The organism is Nonomuraea sp. NPDC049684 (assembly GCF_044465345.1).
Classification (GTDB): Bacteria; Actinomycetota; Actinomycetes; order Streptosporangiales; family Streptosporangiaceae; genus Nonomuraea.
On record NZ_JBITLO010000001.1, the window covers coordinates 170,110 to 192,283 of the forward strand.

Annotated in this window: 19 protein-coding genes and 1 riboswitch; of the genes, 12 read left to right on the forward strand and 7 right to left on the reverse strand. The window is 72.4% G+C overall.

Annotated features, from left to right (window positions below):
- Positions 1–3: 3 nt before the first annotated feature.
- From ACIBST_RS00780 to ACIBST_RS00790, 3 genes are read right to left on the reverse strand one after another with little or no spacing between them, the layout of a single operon-like run.
- Positions 4–843, reverse strand: coding sequence for a sugar ABC transporter permease (locus ACIBST_RS00780; RefSeq protein ID WP_397167896.1), 840 nt, complete (start codon positions 841–843; stop codon positions 4–6).
- Positions 840–2,408 (reverse strand): ABC transporter permease subunit, encoded by a 1,569-nt coding sequence (locus ACIBST_RS00785; RefSeq protein WP_397167897.1) that lies wholly within the window; start codon positions 2,406–2,408, stop codon positions 840–842. The genes ACIBST_RS00780 and ACIBST_RS00785 overlap by 4 nt, the downstream gene beginning before the upstream one ends.
- 1 nt (position 2,409) lies before the next feature.
- The gene (locus tag ACIBST_RS00790) at positions 2,410–3,687 is read right to left on the reverse strand and encodes an extracellular solute-binding protein (RefSeq protein WP_397167899.1); all 1,278 of its coding nucleotides are present in this window, start codon (positions 3,685–3,687) and stop codon (positions 2,410–2,412) included.
- 298 nt (positions 3,688–3,985) lie between these two features.
- On the opposite strand from ACIBST_RS00790, the gene ACIBST_RS00795 reads away from it, so the two are divergent.
- The 3 genes from ACIBST_RS00795 (at position 3,986) to ACIBST_RS00805 (ending at position 7,764) form a co-directional block, all read left to right on the forward strand.
- Positions 3,986–5,479, forward strand: a complete 1,494-nt coding sequence (locus tag ACIBST_RS00795; RefSeq protein WP_397167901.1) for a glycoside hydrolase family 13 protein — start codon at positions 3,986–3,988, stop codon at positions 5,477–5,479.
- Positions 5,480–5,542: 63 nt separating this feature from the next.
- Positions 5,543–6,898: a sensor histidine kinase gene (locus ACIBST_RS00800; protein ID WP_397167903.1), complete on the forward strand. Its 1,356-nt coding sequence runs from the start codon at positions 5,543–5,545 to the stop codon at positions 6,896–6,898.
- A gap of 47 nt (positions 6,899–6,945) precedes the next feature.
- Positions 6,946–7,764 carry an SAM-dependent methyltransferase gene (locus tag ACIBST_RS00805; RefSeq protein ID WP_397167905.1) on the forward strand — a complete coding sequence of 273 codons (819 nt, stop codon included), beginning with the start codon at positions 6,946–6,948 and terminating at the stop codon, positions 7,762–7,764.
- A gap of 27 nt (positions 7,765–7,791) precedes the next feature.
- On the opposite strand, the gene ACIBST_RS00810 is transcribed toward ACIBST_RS00805, so the two are convergent.
- Positions 7,792–9,120 carry a cation:dicarboxylate symporter family transporter gene (locus tag ACIBST_RS00810; RefSeq protein ID WP_397167906.1) on the reverse strand — a complete coding sequence of 443 codons (1,329 nt, stop codon included), beginning with the start codon at positions 9,118–9,120 and terminating at the stop codon, positions 7,792–7,794.
- A gap of 104 nt (positions 9,121–9,224) precedes the next feature.
- On the opposite strand from ACIBST_RS00810, the gene ACIBST_RS00815 reads away from it, so the two are divergent.
- The 5 genes from ACIBST_RS00815 (at position 9,225) to ACIBST_RS00835 (ending at position 15,733) form a co-directional block, all read left to right on the forward strand.
- The gene (locus ACIBST_RS00815) at positions 9,225–10,718 is read left to right on the forward strand and encodes an ATP-binding protein (protein ID WP_397167908.1); all 1,494 of its coding nucleotides are present in this window, start codon (positions 9,225–9,227) and stop codon (positions 10,716–10,718) included.
- On the forward strand, positions 10,715–11,398 hold the full coding sequence (locus tag ACIBST_RS00820; protein ID WP_397167909.1) for a response regulator: 684 nt from the start codon (positions 10,715–10,717) through the stop codon (positions 11,396–11,398). The genes ACIBST_RS00815 and ACIBST_RS00820 overlap by 4 nt, the downstream gene beginning before the upstream one ends.
- 73 nt (positions 11,399–11,471) lie before the next feature.
- Entirely contained in the window at positions 11,472–13,508 is a 2,037-nt protein-coding gene (locus ACIBST_RS00825; protein ID WP_397167911.1) for an N-acetylneuraminate synthase family protein, read from the forward strand.
- Between the two features lie 3 nt (positions 13,509–13,511).
- Positions 13,512–14,498, forward strand: a complete 987-nt coding sequence (locus tag ACIBST_RS00830; protein WP_397167912.1) for a glycosyltransferase family 2 protein — start codon at positions 13,512–13,514, stop codon at positions 14,496–14,498.
- Positions 14,498–15,733 carry a polysialyltransferase family glycosyltransferase gene (locus ACIBST_RS00835; protein ID WP_397167913.1) on the forward strand — a complete coding sequence of 412 codons (1,236 nt, stop codon included), beginning with the start codon at positions 14,498–14,500 and terminating at the stop codon, positions 15,731–15,733. The genes ACIBST_RS00830 and ACIBST_RS00835 overlap by 1 nt, the downstream gene beginning before the upstream one ends.
- Here ACIBST_RS00835 and ACIBST_RS00840 read toward each other — a convergent pair.
- Complete coding sequence (locus ACIBST_RS00840) at positions 15,717–16,895, reverse strand: DUF6716 putative glycosyltransferase (protein ID WP_397167915.1); 1,179 nt, start codon at positions 16,893–16,895, stop codon at positions 15,717–15,719. The genes ACIBST_RS00835 and ACIBST_RS00840 overlap by 17 nt on opposite strands.
- On the reverse strand, positions 16,892–17,836 hold the full coding sequence (locus ACIBST_RS00845; protein WP_397167917.1) for a hypothetical protein: 945 nt from the start codon (positions 17,834–17,836) through the stop codon (positions 16,892–16,894). The genes ACIBST_RS00840 and ACIBST_RS00845 overlap by 4 nt, the downstream gene beginning before the upstream one ends.
- Positions 17,837–17,933: 97 nt before the next feature.
- Here ACIBST_RS00845 and ACIBST_RS00850 point away from each other — a divergent pair, with 97 nt between their 5' ends.
- The 3 genes from ACIBST_RS00850 (at position 17,934) to ACIBST_RS00860 (ending at position 20,691) form a co-directional block, all read left to right on the forward strand.
- The gene (locus tag ACIBST_RS00850) at positions 17,934–18,755 is read left to right on the forward strand and encodes an aldo/keto reductase (protein WP_397167918.1); all 822 of its coding nucleotides are present in this window, start codon (positions 17,934–17,936) and stop codon (positions 18,753–18,755) included.
- Between the two features lie 19 nt (positions 18,756–18,774).
- On the forward strand, positions 18,775–19,728 hold the full coding sequence (locus ACIBST_RS00855) for a Gfo/Idh/MocA family protein (RefSeq protein ID WP_397167920.1): 954 nt from the start codon (positions 18,775–18,777) through the stop codon (positions 19,726–19,728).
- Positions 19,729–19,845: 117 nt separating this feature from the next.
- Positions 19,846–19,983, forward strand: a riboswitch (cyclic di-AMP (ydaO/yuaA leader).
- Between the two features lie 12 nt (positions 19,984–19,995).
- Complete coding sequence (locus tag ACIBST_RS00860; RefSeq protein WP_397167921.1) at positions 19,996–20,691, forward strand: CHAP domain-containing protein; 696 nt, start codon at positions 19,996–19,998, stop codon at positions 20,689–20,691.
- 54 nt (positions 20,692–20,745) lie between these two features.
- Here the strand turns inward: ACIBST_RS00860 and ACIBST_RS00865 are convergent, their stop codons facing one another.
- Positions 20,746–21,564 (reverse strand): class I SAM-dependent methyltransferase, encoded by an 819-nt coding sequence (locus ACIBST_RS00865; protein WP_397167923.1) that lies wholly within the window; start codon positions 21,562–21,564, stop codon positions 20,746–20,748.
- Between the two features lie 154 nt (positions 21,565–21,718).
- Between ACIBST_RS00865 and ACIBST_RS00870 the strand changes: the two genes are divergently transcribed.
- Positions 21,719–22,156 carry a YciI family protein gene (locus ACIBST_RS00870; RefSeq protein ID WP_397167925.1) on the forward strand — a complete coding sequence of 146 codons (438 nt, stop codon included), beginning with the start codon at positions 21,719–21,721 and terminating at the stop codon, positions 22,154–22,156.
- The last annotated feature ends 18 nt before the right edge of the window (positions 22,157–22,174 follow it).

The following is a 22,174-nucleotide window of genomic DNA, read 5'->3' on the forward strand; positions in this document are numbered from 1 at the left end:
GACCTATCCCTTGACAGCCCCGGCCGTCAGGCCGGAGACGATGTACTTCTGCAGCCATAGGAACACGCTCACCGTGGGTACGGCGGTGAGCAACGTCGCGGCGGCGAACATGCCGAAGTTGGCGTTGCGGTGGTCGCCGGCGATCATGCCGTACATGCCGACGGCCAGGGTCTTGCTCTCGGGGTCGCGCAGGAACACGTTGGCCATGAGGAACTCGCTCATGATGCCGATGAAGGCCAGCAGCGCGGTGACCGCGAGGATCGGTGTGACCAGCGGCATGATGATCCGCCAGAAGATCTGCGCGTGGGTGGCGCCGTCCACGGTGGCGGCCTCGTCGAGCTCCTTGGGCACGGTGTCGAGGAAGCCCTTCATCAGCCAGGTGTTCACGCCCAGCGCGCCGCCCAGGTAGAGCAGCAGCAGGCCCCAGACGGTGTTGAAGCCGAACGCCGGGTACAGCTCGGTCACCCTGGTGAAGATCATGAAGATCGTCACGATGGCCAGGAACTGCGGGAACATCTGGATGAGCAGCAGCGCCAGCAGCCCGACCCGGCGGCCGGTGAAGCGCATGCGGCTGAAGGCGTAGGCGGCCAGCATCGACAGCAGCAGGCTCGCGAACGACGAGACCAGCGCGATGAACACCGAGTTGAAGAACCACCGGCCGAACGGATAGTCGTCGGAGGCGAGCAGGTTGGCGAAGTTGTTCAGGCTCGCCCCCGACGGCAGCAGGTCGGTGGAGGCCAGCGTGCCCATGGGGTTGATCGCGGCCGAGACCACGAACAGGATCGGGAACAGCGCGAACGCGCACACCGCCAGCACGAACACGTGCCTGAGCGCGATCCTCATGCGTAGACCTCCTCCTGCTTGCGGGTGCGGCGGAAGGCCACGGCCGAGATGACCGCCACGATCGTGAAGATGAACACCGAGATCGCCGCCGCGAACCCGAACTGCGCCCCGCCCGCGCCGAACGCCAGCCGGAAGGTGTAGGTGATCAGCAGGTCGGTGGCCCCCACCTGCGGGCTCTCGGCCGGGAACGGCCCGCCGTCGGTGGTGAGCGCGATGGCGTTGAAGTTGTTGAAGTTGAACGCGAACGACGAGATCAGCAACGGCGTCAGCGCGACCAGCAGCAGCGGCAGCGTCACCCGGCGGAACGCCTTCCACGGCGTGGCGCCGTCGATGGAGGCCGCCTCGGTCAGCTCGCGCGGGATCGCCTGCAGCGCGCCGGTGGTGACCAGGAACATGTACGGGAAGCCGAGCCACAGGTTGACCAGGATGACCGCGAAGCGGGCGGTGACGGGCTCGCCGAGCCAGTCGACGTTCAGCCCGAAGAACTGGTTGATCAGGCCGAAGTCGCGGTTGAACATGTCGCGCCAGACCAGCAGCATGGCGAAGGCCGGCATCGCGTACGGCAGGATCAGCACGATCCGGTAGATCTTCGTGCCGCGCATGCGCGGGTGGTGCAGCGCCAGCGCCACCGCCATGCCGAGCCCGAACGTGCCGGCCACGGAGGCCAGCGCGAACACCAGGTTCCAGCCCAGCACGCCGACGAAGTAGCCGGAGATGGTGGGGTTGGTCAGCACGCGGGCGAAGTTGTCCAGGCCGACGTTGGTCTGCCAGCCCTGGGCCAGGTGCTCGCCCTCGGCGTTGACGAAGTAGCCCTGGGCCTCGTCGGCCGTCCAGGTGTCGCCGTTGCCCTTGACGCAGTCGCAGGCGGCGTCGTAGACCAGCGCGGCCTTGCCCTCCACGGCCCGGCTGAGGCCGTTGGCCTTGATCGCGCCGCCCGGCGTCGGCACGGACAGCGCCGAGATCTCCTGGCCGCGGGCGGCCGCCTCGGGCGCCTTCAGCACGGTCACGCCGGGGGCCGACAGGACCTTGCCGGTGAGGCCGACCTGGGCGCCGGCGAGCGGGGTCAGCCCTTCGGCGGTGCCCAGCCGTACCTGCTTGGTCGTGGGGTCGACCAGCAGGAACACCAGCTCGTCGCCGCGCAGGGCGGCGGTCAGGCCGTACTCGGGCGAGCCGGGGGCCTGGCGCACCGAGCCGGTCTCGATGGCGGTGACGGCCTCGGCCTTGTCGCCGCGGTGCCCGTCGCCGAAGTTCGTGAACGCCGTGGTCACCGTGTAGAGCACGGGCAGCACCTGGAAGGCGATCAGGAAGACGGTGCCGGGGACGAGGTACTTGGCCGGGATGAAGCGGCGGGTCAGGTAGAGGTAGGCGATGGCCGCGGCGGCCAGCCCCAGCAGCGTGAGCGAGACCCACGACTCCGCGGCGACCAGCGGCGGAACGGCGTAGAGCAGGATCGCCGCGGCCACGGCCAGCACCGCGATCCTGCTCACCACGAACGCCGTGGTGAGCTCCCGGCGAGGCCGCGGGGACACGGCGGTCCCCACGGCCTCGTGCACGTCCTGGGCCATGTCAGTTCTTGAGCGCGCCGTCGATGGCCTTCTGCGCGGCCGCGGCGGCCTTGGCCGCGTCGCCGCCCTTGACCACGGCCGTCTCCGCGATGCCGAACGGCTCCCAGATCGCGGCCATCTCGGGGATGGCGGGCATCGGCATGCCGCTCTTGCCGGCGTCCATGAACTTGGCGGCGTCGGGGTCGGCGGCCTGGACCTCCTGGAGGGCGGCGGTCAGCGCCGGGGGCCGCGGGTCGGCCTCGTACAGGGCCTTGGCGACGTCCTTGTTGGTGACGTAGTTGGCGACGAACTCCTGGGCCAGGGCCTTGCTCTTGCCCTTGGCCGCCACGAAGAACGACTGGACGCCGACGAACGGCGTGGCCGGCTTGCCGTCCTTGAACGCCGGGACGGGCGTGATGTCGTAGGAGATGCCGCCCTTCTTGACCTCGCTCATGGCCCACGGGCCGGAGATCAGGTAGGCGCACTTGCCGGCGGCGAAGTTGACGATGTAGTTCTCGTTGGTGACCGACGTCTTGAGCGCGCCGTCACCCTTCTCGCCGAGCTCCTTCAGCTTGCCGAACGCCTTGACCGAGCCCTCGGAGCCGAGCAGCACCTGCTTGGGGTCGGGGTCGCCGGAGGCGGTCTGGCCGAACAGCGCGCCGCCGGCGGAGGCGAACAGCGGGTAGGCGTGGAAGGCGTCGCCCTTGACGCCGACGGGCAGGCAGAGCACCTCCTTGACCTTGCCGGCCTTCTTCAGCTCCTTGCCCTTGTCGATCATCTCGTCGAGCGTGGCGGGGGCGTCCGGGGCGAGCTCGGTGTTGCGGATCAGGGCGATGTTCTCCACCGCGTACGGGGCGCCGTACACCTGGCCGTTGAAGGTGACCGCCTTGATGGCGATCTCGGAGAAGGCCGCCTTCTGCTCGTCGGTCAGCGTGACGGGGTCGATGGCGCCGTTCTGGACGAGGTTGCCGATCCAGTCGTGCGCGCCGATCATGATGTCCGGGCCGCTGCCCTGCTGGGAGGCGGTCAGGAAGGTCATCTGGTTGTCCTTGCTGATCTCCTTCACCTCGACGGTCACGCCGTTCTCGCTGCCGAACCGGTCGGCGAAGGGCTTGAGCGGCTTGACCCGGCTCGGGTCGGCCCAGATGACCAGCGTGCCGCCGGCCGCCGGGGCCGGAGCCGAGGCCGAGGCCGACCCGCTGGGCTGCGCCGACGGGGCGGTCGAGCCGGAGTCACCACAAGCCGTAGCGGCGAACGCGAGGGTGGAGAGGGCGGCCACTCCCAGGACCCGTACACGCATGAGACCTCCCGAGGTCATGGAGGAGCGGCGACGCCTGCGTGCGCCGCCGCCGAAGATCGTTTTCCGCCGCTGTTCACGGCTTACGTTTCCGGGACGTTAGCGGCTCTTTGCAAGAATTGGAAGAACTTGCGAAAGAGCGTTACCGGAACCACATCCGACCCGCGACGCGCTGACCTCGCCGCACCTTTGATAACGGCCGTACGGGGAATCTGCAACTTTCCGAAACTTGCACTTGACCTGTCGCAAGGACGCGCGACATCCTGCACCAGACATCACGGACATCGGGGGAAGGAAAGCCATGCTCGGCAACGACGACTGGTGGCGGGACGCCGTCGTGTACCAGGTCTATCCCCGGAGCTTCGCCGACGCCGACGGCGACGGCACCGGCGACCTGAAGGGCGTGCGGGAACGCCTGGGCCACCTCGCCCGGCTGGGCGTGGACGCGATCTGGCTGAGCCCCTTCTACACCTCCCCCATGGCCGACGGCGGCTACGACGTGGCCGACTACCGGGACGTGGACCCGATGTTCGGCACGCTGGCCGACTTCGACGCCCTGGTCGCCGACGCCCACGACCGCGGCATCCGGGTGATCGTGGACCTGGTCCCCAACCACTCCTCGGACCGGCACCCCTGGTTCCAGGCCGGGCTGCGCGACCGTTACATCTTCCGCGACCGGCCCAACGACTGGGAGTCGATCTTCGGCGGCCCGGCCTGGACCCAGGTCGAGGACGGCCAGTGGTACCTGCACCTGTTCGCGCCCGAGCAGCCCGACCTCAACTGGGACAACCCCGAGGTGCGCGCGGAGTTCCGCGACGTCCTGCGCTTCTGGCTGGACCGGGGCGTGGACGGCTTCCGCGTGGACGTGGCCCACGGCATGGTCAAGGCCGAGGGGCTGCCCGACGTGGGCCCGAAGGAGGGCCGCCAGGCCGAGATGCTGGGCGACGAGCAGGTGCCCTACTTCGACCAGGACGGCGTGCACGACATCTACCGGGAGTGGCGGCCGATCCTCGACTCCTACCCCGGCGGCCGGATGGCCGTCGCCGAGGCGTGGGTGTCCTCGCCCGAGCGGCTGGCCCGTTACGTCGGGCCGGACGAGCTGCACCAGGCGTTCAACTTCGAGTTCATGATGGCCGACTTCCACGCCAAGTCGTTCCGCACGGTGATCGAGAAGTCGCTGGCGGAGGCCGAGCTGGTCGGCGCGCCCACCACGTGGGTGCTGTCCAACCACGACAAGCCGCGCCACGTCACCCGGCACGGCGGCCTGGCCCGCGCCCGCGCGGCGACGCTGCTCATGCTGGCCCTGCCCGGCTCGGCCTACCTCTACAACGGCGAGGAGCTGGGCCTGCCCGAGGTCCTCGACCTGCCCGACGAGCTGCGCCAGGACCCGGCCTTCCGGCGCACGGGCGAGAGCCGCGACGGCTGCCGGGTGCCGATCCCGTGGACGAGCGAGCCGGGCTGCGGCTGGCGCGACCCGTGGCTGCCGATCCCGCCGTCGTGGACGCGGCTGTCGGCCGAGGCCCAGGAGCACGACCCGGACTCCACGCTCAACCTCTACCGGGCCGCGCTCCGGCTGCGCAGGCAGCACCCGGCGCTCGGCGGCGGCACGCTGCGCTGGCTGGAGGCCCCCGAGGACGTGCTGGCCGTCCAGCGCGACCCGGGCCTGGTCGTGATGCTGAACACCGGCGAGCACCCGGTCGCCCCGGTCGTGCCCGGCACGGTCCTGCTGGCCAGCGGCCCGCTGGCGGCGGACGGCTCGATCCCGCCGGACACCACCGTGTGGATCCAGCGTTGAGGTTGGGGGAACCTTTCCCTTGACGCGGCATTTGGCGGCAATGACGGTTAGTAGTCTCGGGGAGTGCCACCCCTGTGGGCCCGCTCCCTGCGCGGACGCGTCACCCTCATCGCGACGGCCGTAGCCGCCCTCGTGCTGATCCCCGTGGGCATCGCCGGGTGCATCGTCTCGCGTTCCCTGGTGACGGCCGGCGTCTACCGGGACACGCGCGACACCGCCGAGCGGGTGGCCTCCGAGATGCGCGCGGGCGGACTGCCGCAGGGCGCCACGATCCCGGTGCCCAACCCGTCCATCGACCTGATCCAGATCGTCGGCACCGACGGCCGCGTCCTGGCCAGCAGCGACGCGGCCAGGAACCTGCCGCCGCTCAGCGACGTGCGGCCCACCGCCGAGAGCCGGGTGGTCAACACCACCAACTGCCTGCCGACCGAGTGCGTGCACCTGTCGGCGGTCAAGGCCGGCATGTCGGAGGACTCCCCCATCGTCTACGCCGGCCGCAGCACCCCGGAGGTGCTGGCCTCGCAGACGCTGGAGGTGATCGTGTTCTCCCAGGTGGCGGTGCTGATCGCGCTCACCGCCTGGGCGACCTGGCTGGTCACCGGCCGCGCGCTGCGCCCGGTGGCGACCATGCGCGCCGAGCTGGACGCGGTCAGCGCCGGCGACCTGAGCCACCGGGTCACCCAGCCGGGCGGCGAGGACGAGGTCGCCATGCTGGCCAAGGCCGTCAACAACACGCTGGCCCGATTGGAACGTTCCGCGCTGCAGCAGCGCCAGTTCGCCTCCGACGCCTCCCACGAGCTGCGCACCCCGATCGCCGGGCTGCGCGCCCAGCTGGAGAGCGCCCAGCTCTACCCGGAGGACACCGACGTCGAGGCGCTGGTGGACAGCGCCCTGCGGGACACCGACCGGCTGGAGGCGATCATCACCGACCTGCTCCTGCTGGCCCGGATCGGCTCCCGGGTGGACGTGGCCAGGGAGCCGGTGGACCTGGCCCAGCTCGTCCGGCAGGAGCTGGCCGTGCGCAGCGACAAGCTGCCCACCCGCCTGGAGCTGACCGAGGGCGTGGTGGTCGAGGGCGTGCGCCTGCAACTGGCCCGGGTGCTGACGAACCTGCTGGACAACGCCCAGCGGCACGCCGAGACCATGGTGCGGGTCGTGGTCACCAGGGAGGCGGGCCCGGCCAGGGGCGGCACCGCCGTGCTGGCGGTGGAGAACGACGGCCAGGAGATCCGCGAGGCCGACCGCGAGCGCATCTTCGAGCGGTTCACCCGCCTCGACGCCGCCCGCAGCCGCGACTCCGGCGGCACCGGGCTCGGCCTGGCCATCGCCAGGGACGTGGCGATGGCCCACCGGGGCAGCGTGCGCGTGGAGGACCGTCCGGGCGGGGCGCGGTTCGTCCTGCGGCTTCCGGCCATCTGATGTCGAAAGCGTAGATTTCCGGCAGCCGGTTAGTGGATCATGCCCTCATGACGCAAGAAGTCCCCCAGGGCGTGGATCCTCACATCCCCAACACCGCGCGCATGTACGACTACTTCCTGGGCGGCAAGAACAATTTCCCGGCCGACCGCGAGCTGGCCGAACTGGTGCTGCGCGCGATGCCGGAGGTCAGGGACGGCACGCGGGAGAACCGGCTGCTGATCGGCCGGGTGGTGCGGTACCTGTGCGAGCAGGGCGTCACCCAGTTCCTCGACCTGGGCTCCGGCCTGCCGGCCGCCGAGAACGTGCACGAGGTGGCGCTGCGGTACGCGCCGCAGGCCCGCGTGGTCTACGTGGACAGCGACCCGGTGGTGGCCGCCCACGGGCGGGCCCTGCTGGCCGGCCCCGGGCAGGTGGCCATGCTGCACGGCGACGTCCGGCGCCCGCGGGAGGTGCTGGACAGCCCCGAGGTGCGCGGGCTGCTGGACTTCGGCAGGCCCGTCGCCGTGCTCATGATGTTCCTGCTGCACCTGATCCCCGACACCGACGACCCGCAGGGCTTCGTGGCCGCCTACCGCGACGCGCTCGCGCCCGGCAGCTACCTGGCCCTCTCGCACGTCGGCACCGACCACGCGCCGGAGCGCGTGGCCCGCGTCAGCCAGTTCTACCGGCGGGCCAACGCGCCGTTCTGCCCGCGGCCGGGCAAGGAGATCGCCGCCTTCTTCGGCGACTTCGAGCTGATCCCGCCCGGTCTGGCCACGGGCAAGGGGCCGGAGCTCGGTTTCCCGTTCACCGACCCCGAGAGCCCGCCCTTCTACGACGACGACTTCGCCCGCATGGGGTACGCCGGCATCGGCCGCAAACCCTAGAGCTGCGAGCGCCGGGAGCCGGCAACCCTAGACGCGCGCGGCCGCCCGCTCCGGCTCCGGCTCGGGGCGGTCGTCCTCCTCGTCGATCAGCGTGGACTCGTCGAACGGCGCCCGCCCGGCCAGCACCTCGGCGGCCCGCCCGCGGTCGAAGTCGCCCGTCCAGGTGCCGACCACGACGGTGGCCACGGCGTTGCCCGCGAAGTTGGTCAGCGCCCTGGCCTCGGACATGAACCGGTCGATGCCGACGATGAGGCCGACGCCGTCCACCAGCTCGGGGCGGTGCGACTGCAGGCCGCCGGCGAGCGTGGCCAGGCCCGCCCCGGTCACGCCCGCGGCGCCCTTGGAGGCGACCATCATGAACAGCAGCAGCGAGACCTGCTCGCCGACCTGCAGCGGCGCGCCGGTGGCCGAGGCGATGAACAGCGTGGCCATGGTGAGGTAGATGGCGGTGCCGTCCAGGTTGAAGGAGTAGCCGGTCGGCACGGTGATGCCGGCCACCGTCCGGCTCACGCCGAGGTGCTCCATCTTCGCGATCAGCCGCGGCAGCGCGGTCTCCGACGACGACGTGGACAGGATCAGCAGGAACTCCCGGCCGAGGTAGCGCAGCAGCGACCACAGGTTGACCCGGGCCACCAGCCACAGAAGCGCGCCCAGCACCACGCCCACGAACAGCAGGCAGGTGACGTAGAAGGCGATCATGATGATGGCCAGGCTCTTGAGCGCCTCGATGCCGGTGGCGCCGACCACGGCCGCGATGGCCCCGAACGCGCCGACCGGCGCGGCCCACATGACCATGGCCAGGATGCGGAACACCAGCCGCTGGACGTGCTCCACGCCGCGCAGGATCGGCGCTCCCCGCTCGCCCATGGCCTGCAGCGCGAACCCGGCCAGCAGCGCCACCAGCAGCGTCTGCAGGACCGAGCCCTCGGTGAAGGCCGACACCAGCGTGACGGGAATGATGCCGAGCAGGAAGTCGACCCCGCCGGTGGCCTCGCCCTTGGCCGCCTCGGCCTCGGCGGCCTGCCGGGCGGCGTCGGTCAGGTGCAGCCCGGAGCCGGGGTCGATGACGTTGCCGACCAGCAGGCCGATGACCAGGGCCACGGTGGACATCACCATGAAGTAGCCGAGCGCGAGGCCGCCGACCTTGCCGACCTTGGCGGCCTGGCGCACCGAGCCGATGCCGAGCACGATCGTGCAGAAGATGATGGGGCTGATCAGCATCTTGATCAGCGCCACGAACCCGGTGCCGAGGGGCTTGAGCTCCTTGCCCGCCTCCGGCCAGACGAACCCGACCAGGATGCCGAGCAGGACCGCCACGATGACGGCCAGGTACAGATAACGAGTGCGATCACGCATGAGGGGTCTCCACCGCTTTGGAAAAAGGGGCTGGTCGTGCGACTATGCGGCTCGCTGTGACCCACGTCACGATTGAGTAAGTTTCGTTCACGCAAGGGGGGCTCATGCGCCGCTGGAGCCTGGCGGGCCAGATGCTGGTCCTGCAACTGGTCGTGGTCGCGGTCGCCGTGACCGGCTGCGCGGTGCTCGCGCTGGTGCAGGCCCACCGCCTGCTCACCGAGGAGGCGGGCGCCACGGCCAGGGCCGTGGCGGTCAGCGTGGCCGCCGCGCCGGGCGTGGCCGCCGCCCTCGACGGCCCCGAGCCGACCCTGGCCCTGCAGCCGTACGCCGAACGGGTGCGCAAGGAGACCGGCGTCGACTTCGTCACCATCATGAAGCCGGACGGCACCCGCTACACCCATCCGAACCCGGCCGAGATCGGCCGGCGCTTCCTCGGCCACACCGGGCGGGCCCTGGCCGGCCAGACGTTCGTCGAGACCTACACCGGCACGCTCGGCCCCTCCAAGCGGGCCGTGACGCCCGTGTGGTCCGGCGGCCGGGTCCGGGCCCTGGTCAGCGCGGGCATCACGATCGACCGGATCAGCGCCCGGCTGCGTGACCAGGTCGCCTGGAGCGGCCTGGTCGCCGCCCTCGCGCTCGGCCTCGGCGCGGCCGGGACGTGGCTGGTCACCGTACGGCTGCGCCGCCAGACCCACGGGCTCGGCCCGGTGGAGCTGGGCCGCATCCACGACCACCACGACGCCGTCCTGCACGCCGTAAGGGAGGGCCTGCTGCTGGTCGGCGCCGACGGCACGCTGACGCTCTGCAACGACGCCGCCCGGCAGCTCCTGGACCTGCCGCCGGACGCCGAGGGCCGGCACGTGGCCGAGCTGGGCCTGTCGGCGCTGCTGGAGGGCCGCGAGGAGCGCGTGCACCTGGCCGGCGACCGGGTGCTGGCCGTCAACGGCGCGGCCAGCCGGCTGGGCACGGTGGTGACCGTACGCGACCACACCGAGCTGCAGGCGCTGGCCGGGCAGCTCGACGCCGAACGCGGCTTCGCCGACTCGCTGCGCTCGGCCGCGCACGAGGCCGCCAACCGGCTGCACACCGTGATCACGCTGGTCGAGCTGGGACGCACCGAGCAGGCCGTCGCGCTGGGCACGGCCGAGCTGCGCGCGGCGCAGGAGCTGACCGACCGGGTGGTGGGCGCGGTGCGCGAGCCGGTGCTGGCCGCGCTGCTGCTCGGCAAGAGCGCCGAGGCGGCCGAACGCGGCGGCGAGCTGGTGCTCACGCCCGACAGCGACCTCGACGACCTGGGCCTGGACCCGCGCGACCTGGTGACGATCGTCGGCAACCTGATCGACAACGCCCTCGACGCCGCCACCAGGGTCGAGGTGCGGCTGAGCGCGGACCCGGACGGGGTGGTGATCAGGGTCGCCGACGACGGGCCCGGGCTGACCGCGCCGGAGGCGTTCGCGAAGGGCTGGACCACCAAGGGCGACGGCCACGGGCTCGGGCTGGCGCTGGTCGGGCAGGCGGTGCGGCGGCTGGGCGGCACGATCGAGGTGACCGGGTCGGCGTTCACGGTGCGGCTGCCGGTCCCGGAGCGGGTCCGATGAACCGGCCGGGTGCGGCGGTGTCCGTGCTGATCGTGGAGGACGAGGAGATCACCGCCGAGGCCAACCGGGTCTACGTCGAGCGCGTGGCCGGCTTCGAGGTGGCCGGGGTGGCGCGGTCGGGCGGCGAGGCCCTGCGGTTCCTGCGCGGCCGGCCCGTCGACCTCATCCTGCTCGACCTGTACCTGCCCGACATGCACGGCCTGGAGGTGTGCCGCGCGGTGCGGGCCGGCGGGCTGCTGTGCGACGTCATCGCCGTCACCTCGGCGCGCGACCTGGCGACGGTGCGCTCGGCGGTGTCGCTGGGCGTCTCCCAGTACCTTCTCAAGCCGTTCACCTACGCGACCCTGGCCGAGAAGCTGGCGCGTTACGCCCGGTTCAGGCAGGACACCGGCGTGATCGTCGCCCAGGGCGACGTCGACCGGGTGCTCGGCACCCTGCGCGGCAGCTCCGAGCTGCCCAAAGGGCTGGCCCGCGACACCCTCGACGCCGTGTCGGCGCGGCTGCGCGAGCGGCCCGGCGGCAGCACCGCGCAGAGCGTGGCGCAGGCCGTCGGGGTGTCGCGGGTGACCGCCCGCCGCTACCTGGAACACCTGGTCGAGCTGGGGACGGCGGTGCGCGTGCCGCAGTACGGCGGGGTGGGCCGGCCAGAGTTGCTCTACCGGATCCCCATGGAAAGTTAATGGCGGTGACGCTGCCCGTTCAATCCGGGCCCTTAGCTTCTGGGTGCGATCCGATGCACTGAGGAGAAGTCACTTGCGAGTCCTGGCCGTTGTTCCCGCCCGCGGAGGTTCGGCGGGCGTACCCCTGAAGAACCTCGCCCTGGTCGGGGGCGTCCCGCTGGTCACCCGAGCGGTACGGGCGTGCCTGCGGGCCGAGCTCGTCGACCAGGTCGTGGTCAGCACCGACCACCCGCAGATCGCCGAGACCGCCCGCGCGGCGGGGGCGACCGTGGTGGAGCGGCCCGAGGAGCTGAGCGGCGCGACCGCCTCCAGCGAGTCGGCCGTGCTGCACGCCCTGGACGCGCTCGGCGCGGACCCGGACGTGGTCGTCCTGGTGCAGTGCACCAGCGCGTTCATCGACCCCGAGGACCTGTCGGCGGCCGTGCGCAAGGTCCTGGACGGCGAGGCCGACTCGGTCGTGTCCGGGCTGCCGACGCACGAGTTCCTGTGGACGGCCGCGGGCGCGGGCGTCAACCACGACCCCGCCGTACGGCAGCGCAGGCAGGACCGCGAGCCGCAGTTCCGCGAGAACGGCGCCTTCTACGTCATGCGCACCGCCGGCCTGCGCGAGCACGGCCACCGCTTCTTCGGCGAGGTCGCCGTGCAGCCGGTGCCGCCGCAGCACGCCATCGAGGTCGACGACCCCGAGGACCTGGAGCTGGTGCGCGCCCTGGCGCCGTTCATCGACAAGCCCGAGCCGATCGACGTGGACGCGGTCATCACCGACTTCGACGGCGTGCACACCGACGACCGCGCCTACATCGACTCCGACGGCCGGGAGATGGTCCTGGTCAGCCGCTCGGACGGGATGGGCGTCTCGCTGCTGCGCCGCGCCGGGGTCAAGGTGCTGGTGATGTCCACCGAGCAGAACCCGGTCGTGGCCGCCCGCGCCCGCAAGCTGGGCGTGCCCGTGCTGCAGGGCCTGGCCGAGAAGCGCATCGTGCTGCGCGACTGGCTGGCCATCGAGGGCCTGGACCCGGCGCGCGTGGCCTACGTCGGCAACGACGTCAACGACCTGGGCCCGATGGCCGAGGTCGGCTGGCCGATCGCCACCCCCGACGCGCACCCGCGCGTGCGCGCCGCCGCCCGCGTGGTGCTGACCAGGCCCGGCGGCTCGGGCGCGGTGCGCGAGCTGTGCGACCTGGTGGTGGCCGCCCGGCCCGAGCCGCCGGTCGCCGAGGCCAAGGCCCGGCCGCGGCTCGGCCCGGTCGCGATCGGCGACGTGCTGGTCGGCGACGGCGAGCCGGTGTACGTGATCGGCGAGATCGGCATCAACCACAACGGCGACCTCGACCTCGCCCGCCGGCTCATCGACGTGGCGGCCGACGCCGGCTGCCAGGCGGTCAAGTTCCAGAAGCGCACCCCCGCGATCTGCGTGCCCGAGGAGCAGAAGGGCCAGATCAGGCAGACGCCGTGGGGCGAGATGACGTACCTGGAGTACAAGGAGCGCACCGAGTTCGGCCACGACGAGTACCGGCAGATCGCGAAGTACTGCGACGAGCGCGGCCTGCACTGGTTCGCCTCGCCGTGGGACGTGCCGTCCGTGGAGTTCCTGGAAGACATGGACGTGCTGACGCACAAGATCGCCTCGGCCAGCGTCGCCGACCACGAGCTGCTGCGCGCCCTGGCGGCCACCGGCAAGCCGCTCATCCTGTCCACCGGCATGTCCACGCTGTCGGAGATCGACCAGGCGGTCGAGATCCTCGGCACCGACCGGCTGATCATGATGCACGCCACCTCCACGTACCCGCTGCCGCCGGAGGAGGCCAACCTGCGCACGATCACCACGCTCAAGGAGCGCTACGGCGTGCCGGTCGGCTACTCCGGGCACGAGCGCGGCCTGCAGATCTCCCTGGCGGCGGTCACCCTGGGCGCGGTCTGCGTCGAGCGGCACATCACGCTCGACCGCACCATGTGGGGCTCCGACCACGCCGCCTCGCTGGAGCCGTCGGGGCTGGAGCACCTCGTCCGCGACATCCGCATCATCGAGCAGGCCATGGGCGACGGCGTCAAGCGCGTCTTCCCCGGCGAGGAGGCGCCCAAGGCCCGGCTGCGCCGGGTGACCGTCTGAGTCATGACGCCGACCACTCTCTCCGTCGTCGTGCCGGTGCGTGACGGTGAGCGCTTCATCGCCGACGCGCTCACCTCGCTGGCCCGCAACGCCCGGCACGACTTCGAGTTCATCGTCGTGGACGACGGCTCCGTGGACGCCACCCCGGACATCGTCGCCGACTTCGCCCGCGACCTGCCCGGCCTGGCCGTGCTGCGCAACCCCGCCCCCGTGGGGCTGGCCGACGCCCGCAACACCGGGCTGTCGGCCGCCTCGGGGCGGTTCGTCACGTTCATGGACGGCGACGACTGGCTGGCGCCCGGCTACCTGGCCGGGCTGGTGGCGGCCATCGACGGGCTCGGCTGCGACTTCGTGCGCGTCGACCACGTCCAGGTGGAGGGGCGCAAGCGGGTGGTGCACCGGGCCCCGCTGTCGCGCCGCGGCGTCGTGCTCGACCCCCGCTCGGCGATCCTGCCGGCCGGGGAGCGGACCATGGTGGACTACCCGTACGCGTGGGCCGGGGTCTACCGGCGTTCGCTGCGGGACCTGCTGCACTTCCCCGGCTCGCTGCACACCGCCGAGGACCGGCCGTGGATCTGGCGGCTGCACCGGGAGGCGGCCACGTTCGCGGTGGTGCCGCTGGCCGGGGTGTTCTACCGGCGGCTGGTGTCCGGGTCGCTGACGCAGGTCGGCGACGAGCGGCAGCTGCACTTCTTCGACGCCTTCGAGCTGGTCTTCAAGGAGCTGGAGCCGGAGTTCCTGCCCAAGGCGGCGCGCAACTTCTGCGCGCTGCTGGCCCACCATCTGGAGCTCGCGGGCCGCTTCACGCCCGCGCTGCGCGCCCGGTTCGAGGAGCGGGGCGCGCAGATGGTCCGCGGCCTGCCGCCCGCCCTGGTGGCCGACGCCGTGTCGCGGATGGCCGTCGAGCGGGAGGCCGTGCTGCGCGCCCTGGTGCCCGACATTCCCCCCAGCCCCCACGTCCGGATCCGCCGGGATCGGGAGGACTCCTGATGAAGGTCTTCTACGCCTCGACGCTGTTCGGCGCGATGTCGCTGGCCGCGGCCATCGACGACGGCCGCTTCGGCACGGGCCGGCGCGTGCTGATCGTGTCGAACAACGCGGCGATCCCCGAGGTGTCGGTGCCGCTCGACGGCACGCCCGGCTTCGCCGCCCTGCGCTCGCGCTTCGACGAGGTGCACTCCTGGAACGAGCTGATCGCCCCGCTGCACCCCTCCGACTGGCGGGCGCGGGTCATCGAGGTGCCGATGTTCGAACGGCTGATCCGCTCCCACCTGGCCCTGGACGGCGTCGAGGAGCTGGTGCTGGAGTCGATCGCGGTGCCGCCCGCGCGCACGATCGCCGGCCTGGTGCGCGACTGTCCGATCACCGTCTACTCCGACGGCCTGATGAGCTACGGGCCGACCCGCGACCCGCTGCCCGCGGAGATCTCCCGCCGCATCGAGCGGCTGCTCCACCTGGACCTGGTGCCCGGCCTGACCCCGCTGCTGCTCAGCGAGTACGGCGTGCCGCCCGTGGTGCTGCCGCAGGAGCGCTTCCTCGCGGTCGTGGACGAGGTGGCCGCCACCGCGCCGGACCTGCGCGCCGGGCAGGCGGTCGTCCTCGGCCAGTACCTGTCGGCGCTGGAGATCGTCACGCCGGAGAAGGAGGCCGGGCTGCACGCCTCGATGCTGCGCGCCCTGGCCGCCCGCGGCTGCACCGACGTGGTGTTCAAGCCGCATCCGGCCGCCGGACGCCGGCACGCGCAACTGCTGCGCGCGGCGGCCGGGCCGCTGGGTGTGCGGCTGACGGTGGCCGGGGAGAGCGTGCCGGCCGAGGTGTGCTTCGCGACGCAGCGGCCCGAGCTGGTCGTGGGCTGCTTCTCCACCGGCCTGGTGACCGCCCGGCGCTACTTCGGCCTGCCGGTCGCCTCCTTCGGCACCGGCCTGGTGCTGGACCGGCTCACGCCGTACGAGAACAGCAACCGGGTGCCGGCCACGATCGTGGACGCGCTGCTGCCCCGGCTGAACCCCGACGGCGTGATCGACGAGCCGCCGCGCACGGACCTGCCCGCGCTGGTGCGCGCGGTCGGCTACTGCATGCAGGCCGACGCCTATCCCGGGCTGCGCCCGTCGAGCGTCGCGTTCGACGGGCGCTACTTCAAGCGCAAGCGCCTGGAGACGCTGGGGCTGGCCGAGCCGCCCTCGGCGCTGTCCAGGCTGCGCAGGAGGATCAGGTCAGCGATCTGAGGTAGCGGCGCACCCGCCGCTTGGCCCGGTAGCCCGCCCGCAGCATCGTGGGCGGCACCTCCACCCGCAACCTGGCCCGGCGGCGGGCCGCGGCGTGCTCGGAGCCGTCCAGCAGGGAGCGGGCGGGCGGGCGCGTCCCGTCCGCGGCCAGGCCGGTCAGCAGGGCCGCCCAGTCGTCGCGGCCGGCCGGGTGGAAGTAGTTGGCCTCGCACCAGCGCGGCTCGGCCGTGCGGAAGTCGCCCAGGGCCAGGTCGTCGAGCGTGCCGAGCAGGCCGCTGCCCTCGAAGACCAGGTTGATCATCTCGGCGCTGACGCCGAAGTCGCTCAGCACCAGCGACGGCACGCCCATGGCGACGGCCTCCAGCGCGGCCGTCGAGCTGACCGTGACGAACCCGGCCGCCCGCGACAGCTGCTCGTGCATCGACCCGGCCGCGAACGTCAGCCTGCCGGGCTCGCCCATCTCGCGCCACAGCCGCTGGTAGTGGTGGCGTTCGTTGTGGGTCTGGCGCTCGTGCTCCAGGGCGCGCAGCTTGACCACGACCTCCAGGCCGGGCCGGCGGGCGGCCAGCTCGGCCAGCGCCGTCAGCACCCGCTCGCGCTCCTCCCGCGCCCGCGGCACCTTGGCCTGGGTGGCGAACACGACCCGGTCGCCGCCGCCGGACGCCGCGCCGGGCCGCAGGAACGGCAGCCGGGCCAGCCCGACCGCCCCTCCCCCGCCGAGCCGGCCGGCGATCTCGGAGAACTCGGCCACCTCGCGCTCGCTGTGCACCACGAACAGGTCGCAGCCGCTGCGGAACAGCCACGCCTTCTCCGTGGCCGGCACCGAGATGCCGGGCAGCCCGCTGACGAACACCGGCCGTGCCCGGCCGTCCGGCCGCAGCCCGGCCAGCACGTCGGCCACCAGGACGTCCACCACCGGGCCCGTGCAGCCCACCAGGATCGCGTCGGGCCGGGTGCGCTCGGCCAGGCGGCGCAGCGAGCGCGCCGACAGCACCGGGGGCGCCGCACGCCCGCCCACCGCCGCCGCGATCTGCTCCGGCGAGGGCGCGATCGGGGTGCGCACCACCGCCAGCTCGCTCTCGCAGCCCGCGGGCAGGTCATCGAGCAGGCAGGCCGCCCACTTCAGATACGAGTCGGAGTCGGCTACCGCCAGCACCCTCACCTGGAAGCTCCTGTCAAATGCGATCGCAGGCCGGGGGCCGCCCTGCTCGTCCACCAGTCGTCGGGAACGTCCACCGGCTCGACCTCGACGCCGCGCGGGCCGAGCAGCACCCGCAGCGAGGTGATCGCGGTCGAGGGCAGGCTGAGCACCCGCTGCCCGGCGTCGAGGCCGCGCAGCGTCAGCTCGGCCGGCACGCCCGCGTCGTGCACGGTGATGCCGGGACGTTCGCCGATCAGCGCCACGTCGACGGGGTCCTCGCGGCGGTGCGGGTAGTAGGCCAGCGGCTCGCGCCCGGCCAGGTCGGTCAGCCAGCGCAGGTAGTGGTCGCGGTGGACCAGGCCGTTGCGGACCAGGGACGTGCCGAGGACGACCGTGCGCTCGGCGGGCCCCTGGGCGCTCGGCGGCTGGGCGCGCAGCCAGGCGAAGTCGTGGCGGACGAGGTCGACGCCCGCCCCCCGGACGGCGGCGGCCAGCTCGTCGGGGACGGGCAGGGCGGTGAAGACCGACACCCGGCTCAGCCGCAGCCGCAGCGCGGCGGCCAGGCCGAGCAGGGCGCGCGCCCGCGACGGAGTCGCCCGCGCCCGCAGCAGCGGCCGGAACGGCCCGGCGGCCAGCAGTTCGAGCAGCCTGAGCGTGGCCAGGCCGTCGTCCACGACGACGATGCGGCCGGGGTCGGAGGTCAGCCAGCGCATCTGGACCTTGCCGGAGAACGCGTCGCCCACGGCCTGGACGCGGCGCGGCATGCGCTCGCGCGGCTCGTCCAGCACCAGGCCGGCGGGCAGGTCGAGGCGGCGCAGCTCCTTGCGGGTGGCGCGCAGCGGACGCAGGCCGGCGCGCGGCACGACCACGGTGTCCGGGCCGAGCAGCCCGGCATGGTGGGCCTCGACGGCGCACAGCATCTGGAGCGGAGACTCCACCCAGGCCGACGCCTGTCTGACCACTCTGTTTCCCCCAGCCGGTGGATGGCCTTGCACGACCCGCCTCAAGGTAGCCCGGCCTGCTTAAGCCGCAAGAAACGACACGTGAACAATGGAGGGTATGAACTCGCTGATGCTCAACACCGACGGTGTGCAGATACCACAGCTCGGCTTCGGCGTCTGGCAGGTCCCTGCCGACGACGCCGAGCACGCGGTGACCACCGCGCTGCGCGCCGGATACCGGCACGTCGACACCGCCGCCGCCTACGAGAACGAGGAGGGCGTCGGCCGGGCCGTGCGCGCCGCCGGGGTGCCGCGGGAGAAGGTGTTCGTCACCACCAAGCTGTGGAACGGCGATCACGGGCGCGCCGAGCAGGCCTTCGACGAGAGCCTGGCCCGCCTGGGCCTCGACTACGTAGATCTTTTCCTGATCCACTGGCCGGTCCCGCAGCAGGACAGGTACGTGCAGGCCTGGCGGGCGCTGGAGAAGATCTACCGGGACGGCCGGGCCAAGGCCATCGGGGTCTCCAACTTCACGATCGCCACCCTGACCCGGCTGATGGAGGAGACCGACATCACGCCGTCGATCAACCAGATCGAGCTGCACCCGTACTTCCAGCAGCGCGAGATGCGCGCCTTCCACGAGGCCAACGGCATCCTGACCGAGGCGTGGAGCCCGCTCGGGCAGGGCAAGGGGCTGCTGGCCGACCCGGCGCTGCGCGTGCTGTCGGAGAAGTACGGCAAGACGCCCGCCCAGATCGTGCTGCGCTGGCACCTCCAGCTCGGCAACGTGGTGATCCCCAAGTCGGTCACGCCGTCGCGGATCGAGGAGAACATCGACGTGTTCGACTTCATCCTCGACACCGAGGACATGGCGGCCATCGGCGCGATGAACGCGGGGCGGCGGATCGGGCCCGACCCCGACTCGTTCAACCTGACCTGAGCGCTCTACGATCTCGGTCGTGCGAGATTTCACCTGGGGAATAGCGGCGACCGGCGGCATCGCGCGTACCGTGGGGGCGGCCATCGTGGCCGAGCCCGGCATGCGGGTGGCCGCCGTCGGCTCGCGGAGCCCGCTCAGGGCGCGGGCGCTGGCCGACGAGCTGGGCGCGGAGTCGGCCTACGGCTCCTACGAGGCCCTGTGCGCCGATCCGGCCGTCGACGCGATCTACGTCGCCACGCCGCACGCCCAGCACCTGGAGGTGGCCGAGGCGGCCATCGCGGCGGGCAAGTCCGTGCTGTGCGAGAAGCCGCTGGCGGCCGACGTGGCCGACGCCGAGCGCATGGTGGCGCTGGCCCGCGCGGCCGGGGTCTTTCTCATGGAGGCCATGTGGATGCGCTTCAACCCGCTCATCCAGCGGGTGGCGGCCGATCCGCGCTTCGGTGAGATCCGGTCGGTGCGGGCCTCGTTCGGCTTCGCGCTGCCCTACGACCCCGCCCACCGGCTGTGGGCGCCGGAGCTGGGCGGCGGAGCCCTGCTCGACCTGGGGATCTACCCGTTCGGGCTGGCGCAGCTGCTGCTCGGCATGCCCGCGGAGCTGCGGATGGCCGGCTCGCTGGCGCCCAGCGGGGTCGACGCCGAGGCCGGCGGGCTGCTGCTGTACCCGGACGGGCGGCGGGCCCTGGTGGACGTCTCGCTGCTGGCCCATCACGCCAACGACGCGAGCGTGGTGGGCACGACGATGCGGGCCGACATCGCGGCGCCGTTCTGGGCGCCGCGGCGGGTGCTGCTGTCGGGGCCGTCGATGGAGACGGAGGAGCTGGTGCTCGACCCGGCCGACAACGGGTACGCGGGCGAGCTGCGCGAGGTGCGCGCGGCCACGATCGAGGGCCGCACCGAGAGCGCGATCATGCCGCTTGACGAATCCCTTGCCATGATGGGGCTTCTGGCCGAAGCACGGGCACAACTCTCCTAGCTGGACCTTTAGGCATTTGCCACACTCTTGCCCGATGTATTACCTTGTGGGGCATCTCGCGGCAGACGTCCGGTTTGTCCGGCTTTGTCCAACCATCGCAAGACATTTCACAGGATCGTCCTGTGACCGCTGAATCCGCCTCCGGGCGGAACCGGGGACCCACGTCCTTTGGGGTGAATCGGCACTTCGGTGCCGTAGGGCAGCTTCCACGTCCGAACCCGTCAGCTAACCCGGTAAGCGGCATGGAAGCAAGGAGTAATGCCCTCGATGGCCAAGCACCGTCCCATCCGTGCCCCGAAGATCACCTACGCCCACGCCGCGCTCGGCGCGGCCATCCTCGCCTCCGCCATCGGCGCCCACGCCACCGCCGCGGCCGCCGACAGCGCGGGCCCGGCGGCGGCGACCGGCCACTCGGCCGTCGCGCCGCAGGCCGCCGCCCAGACCCGCAAGGCGGAGGAGACCCAGGTCAACGTCACCGCCCAGCAGGTCCTGGCCATGGCCAAGGCCCAGGTCGGCACCTCCGAGAACGCCTACGGCGGCGGCACCAAGTTCCAGAAGTGGTACGCCGACTCCCAGCGCGCCGCCGAGACCATCGCCCGCGACGGCGGCACCCGCGCGATGTACCTGAACGCCCCCTGGTGCTCGATCTTCGTCTCCTGGGTCGGCGAGCACACCGGCGCCCGCCCGCAGGTCGGCTGGGACGCCTGGACCGTGGCCCACGCCAAGTGGTTCGCCGCCAACGACCGCTGGGGAGCCGAGGCCAGGCCCGGAGCCGTGGTCTTCTTCTCCTGGGGCGGCAGCAAGAGCCTGGACGCCATCCAGCACGTCGGCTTCGTCGTCAAGGACAACGGCGACGGCACGATCTCCACGATCGAGGGCAACACCGGCAACGGCAAGGTCGAGGAGCGCGTCCGTCCGAAGTCGCAGGTCGTCGGCTACGGATACCCCCAGTACGCGAGCTGACCTCCCCCCGCTCCGAGCGCGCGTCCCGCACGAGGACGCGCGCTCGCCGCGTCTTCAGGGCCGGACCGCCAGCAGCGAGTACAGGATCGGCAGGTGCGAGTCGCCGAACGGGAACCGGTACCGGCCGTCCGCGCCCTGGGTCAGCAGGCCGCGCGGGTCCATCTCCGTCTCGACGTGCTCGCCCAGCTCGGCCACCGTGAACCCGGCCCGCGCCGCCGCCGTGACGATCTCGCCCACCGAGTGCGGGTACTCGACCGCCTCGTGGGCCTCGGTCACCACCGCGGCGTCGGCGTACGTGCCGGTCACCGTCTCCCGGTGGGCCTGGCCGCCGCCGTAGGGCCAGTCGGCCACCAGCGGGTCGAGCGAGGACACCGTCTCGTAGGCCGGATGCAGGTCGACCAGCACCAGCCGCCCGTCCGGCCGCAGCGCCATGGCCGCGCCGCGCATCCAGGCGTCCAGGTCGCCGATCCAGCACAGCACGCCGTACGTGGCCACCGCCAGGTCGAACCCGCCGGCCAGCGACTCCGGCAGCCGCTGCGTGTCGGCCTCCACGAACGTGGCCGCCAGCCCGGCCCTGTCCGCCAGGTCGCGGGCGCGGGCGACCGCCACCGGGGAGAAGTCGACGCCGGTCACCCGCGCTCCCAGCCGTGCCCAGCTCAGCGTGTCCAGGCCGAAGTGGCACTGGAGGTGGAGCAGGTCCAGGCCGGCGACGTCGCCGGCCAGGCGGCGTTCGAGCGCGTAGAGGGTCTGCCGGCCGGCGAGGAAGGCGTCGACGTCGTAGAACCGGTCGGCGGAGGTGGAGCCGTGGACGCGGGCGCGCTCGTCCCAGAGGGCCCGGTTGGGGACGGGGGCGTCTTGTGCGGGTTGGTGCATGGGGCGAGGATGGCACATCGGCCCCCCGGCCGCACGACCGGTACGGTGCCTGGAGGCGGACGGTCCGCGCCCGCGTGTCGATCCGGCCGGCGCCCGTTCGACGCTTCGGCGAGGCCGGCTCCGCCCGGGGGCCGCGGACGGAAGGGACGGCACGATGAAATTCATGATCGTCGGCAAGGCCAACGGGGAGACCGAGGCCGGGGCGCTGCCCAGCCAGGAGCTCGTCGACAACATGCACGCCTACAACGAGGCGCTGGCCAAGGCGGGGGTGCTGCTGGCCGCCGAAGGGCTCTACCCGAGCTCGCAGGGCGCGCAGATCGCCTACAGCGGCGGCCGGGCCACGGTGATCGACGGCCCGTTCGCCGAGGCCAAGGAGCTGATCGCGGGGTTCTGGCTGATCCAGGTGAAGTCCAGGGAGGAGGCTCTGGAATGGGCCATGCGCGTGCCCGTCCCGGAGGGCTCCGACGGGATCGGCCTGGACGTGTGGCGGGTCTACGACGCCTCCGACGCGCCCGACGCGGCCTCGTCCGACCCGGCGGAGATCGAGCGGGAGAAGGCCATGCGCAGGCGTCTGGACGGGCAGGAGGGCTGACCTCGGCTTGCGGCCCCC